The following is a 3,042-nucleotide window of genomic DNA, read 5'->3' on the forward strand; positions in this document are numbered from 1 at the left end:
GACGCCACCGAAGCTTGTGGTGTTTTGCAACGAAAATTCGCTCTTGATTTTACGGATGGGTGTGGTAGACTTCACCTGAAAGGTGCTCCTCCCACTATAAAGTAACGTTTTCTCCTGTTTTCTCGCATATTCTCAAGATTTCAACTTTGACAGCTTAAGAGGTACTGGTCGAGAATGTGGTTTGCACCACGATTCTCTGTAAGAGCGTAGGCGGGAACAGAGCTTAGGATCATTTTGTTCCAAAACGGTGGATAGTTGTTATGATCGCACAGTGGATCTCCACATTCTCCCTTGGGGTTTACCCTCCCATGTCACACGGGGTCTATGCCCTTACATTCCTTCGTTCTACCTCTCAAGGGGTGGAGGCCGATTCTTGCTCTCTTACTGGGTCGTGGCCCTTATGGAATCTTGTGCTTCGGCTTCTCCGGTGCTTCCGATGTAAAGTTGTTCACTTGTGAATAACGCGTTTTTACAGGCGATTGCTTCTTTGATTTATGCGGCCCCTTGCTGCATTTGAAAGTGTCGAACAGGTCCTATCACTTCAATGGCGTTGTACCCTCTTTGCTTGGTCCCCAGCGTATGCAGGACTCGAATCAGCTTTCCACACAAGGCGATAATGGACTGTTTCTTCTTCAGCGGATTCTGACTTCGCGTCGTATAGTGCTTGTGGAGCGCCTTAAACGCTTCATTCTTGGCCACCATCGGCATCACTGCGCGGAACAAGAGCGCCCGTAGACGCGACCGCCCACGCTTGCTAATCCCCGTCTTGCCCTTTCGCTTGCCCGAACTATTCTCTGTGAGATTCAGACCCGCGAGTCGAATGATTTGTTGACCGTGATCGTAGTTGTTCAGATCGCCAACTTCAGCCAGAAACCCGGCTACGGTGATGGCTCCAACTCCCGGCACGGTCATCATTTTCGCCGCTCCCGGAATCTTCTCCAGGCTCTGCACCACTTGTTCCATAATGTCTTCAAGCTGTTCGCTGAACAGGTCGAACTGCCCCAGCAGAGTGCGCAGCTCCATTCGAGCCGCTATGGCCCCCTCGGTCAGTCCAATGGAGGCAGCAGCTGCAGTACACAGTTGCTCCGCACGCTTTATTCCTACGCCGCGCTTCACTTCCGTCTTCCAGTGAGCCAGGACATCTCTGACCCCCTTAGTGACGATGTCCGCTGGCAGCGGGAACGCTCGCATTGTCATCAGCGATGCCTTCCCGCTCCAGTCCTTGAATACGCTAGCGTACTCGGGGAAGAACCGGTCAAACCAATTACCAATACGGCCTTTCACTTGCGTTAGGCTGTCCGCCACTTTCTCCCGAAGGTTCATCAGGATACGCAACTCCGCGTATTCCTTCGTCGGCAGTTTGGGCTCGGAGTACTTCCCGTTTCGAACGAGATCCGCGATGACTTTGGCATCCTTGTAGTCGCTCTTCGTCTGTGAATTATCCTCAAGCTCTTTCGTCTTGTTGACATGATGCGGATTCACGACGACGACCTGAATGTCTTGCTCTTTCAGAAATGCTGCTAACGGAAACCAGTAGTGTCCGGTAGGCTCAATGCCAAAGACAATATCCGTTTTGCCATGTGCTTGCCCAAGTTTCTTCATCCACGTTGCTAGCTTCGTTAGTCCTGTCTGATCGTTATGGAATACGCAATCCTTCCCAAGTTCGATACCACGAAAATCCACCGCTCGAGCCACATGTATTTTTTGGGCAATATCTGCACCGACAACCAGGGTCGATTCGGTAATTCGTGTAATTCGTTGATTTTGCTTTTGTTTCAGTTTATACTTCATGTAGAGCGTCCTCCTTCAATTAGGGCAGTGAATGTCTACCATTCCAAGACCCAGCATACAGGAGGCGCTTTTTATTTTCAAAGGGCAAATTACTTCATTACAGGAATGGCTCTCTTTGGGTGTAGTGTTCTCGACAAACACCATTCTACCAAAGATTTGGGCCCTTTTTCACGTTTTCAGAGCGTGGTACTTTCGAAATTCAGGGTGAACATCTTACCGGATTGACGGCTCTTTCTCTTCCAGCTAGTCAAACTAGCCGAGGCTAAATCAGAAAGTTTAACCTGGAACTATTATGTTTGCATAAATCGCCTAGTTATCATCCCCAAAACCATATTTGCAAAAATACCAATGTATACGAAACCTGTTACAAACCAAGGATATTTCCGGCGATAATGTTTTCTATAGAATAGAAACATCGCCCTGTGAAATTCATAAATTATCTTATAGGATTTATTCTTGCTGCTGGCACTTTTGTAATGTAAGATTGTTGTTTTCGGGTAATATATAATTTTCCATCCATCTTTCTTTATCCGATAGCACCAATCCAAATCATCACCATACATAAAGAATTGTTCATCTAAATAACCAACCTGTTCAACTACCTTTTTTCTGACCAGCATAAAAGCTCCCACTAAACTATCAACCGAATGTACTTTATCTGGGTTTAAATGACCTAATTGATATTGATTATATCTGGGTTTATTGGGAAACAATTTATAGATTCTTGATGCATAAAAAAATGCAGCACTTGGAGTTGGAAATCCTCTCTTACATGCTTTATCTAAACTACCATCAGGCAAAACAATTTTGCATCCGACAGCTCCTACATCGTGATTCTCTTGCATATAAGAAATCACTATCTGAAGAGTGTCCACATTAATTTCAGTATCTGAATTAAGTAATAGAATATAAGTTCCTTGGGACAGTCTGATTGCCTGATTATTTGCTCTCGCAAAGCCTACATTTTGCTCATTTTGAATAAAAACAACCTGAGGAAATTCGAATCGAATTTCCTCAATTGATCTATCGGGTGAATTATTATCAACTAAATACACCTCATAAGAAAATATTGTTTGAGATGCATATATAGAGTTTAGAGCGTTACGGGTAAGATTAGTTGTATTATAATTTACCATTACTATACTTAAATCCATTTTCTCACCTGCTATCAAATCTGGACAGTGAAAAGTTCTCGTTGAAAATCGACACATGAAAAATAACCCAATCAAGCGAGTACATGATATCCTAAGG

General features: G+C 44.7%; 2 protein-coding genes. Both read right to left on the reverse strand.

Features of this window, described 5'->3' with window-relative positions:
• Positions 1–492: 492 nt before the first annotated feature.
• Positions 493–1,791, reverse strand: a complete 1,299-nt coding sequence (locus WBG83_RS22165) for an IS110 family transposase (RefSeq protein WP_336747559.1) — start codon at positions 1,789–1,791, stop codon at positions 493–495.
• 290 nt (positions 1,792–2,081) lie between these two features.
• Positions 2,082–3,042 (reverse strand): glycosyltransferase family 2 protein (locus WBG83_RS22170; RefSeq protein ID WP_336747560.1); only part of this gene is annotated, 961 nt, incomplete at its 5' end.

Source organism: Paenibacillus sp. y28 (assembly GCF_037137075.1).
Taxonomy (GTDB): Bacteria; Bacillota; Bacilli; order Paenibacillales; family NBRC-103111; genus JBBBNV01.

Excerpts from the sequence above, each read along its gene's own strand:
- WBG83_RS22165 (WP_336747559.1), bottom strand. The coding sequence starts at position 1,791 with ATGAAGTATAAACTGAAACAAAAGCAAAATCAACGAATTACACGAATT.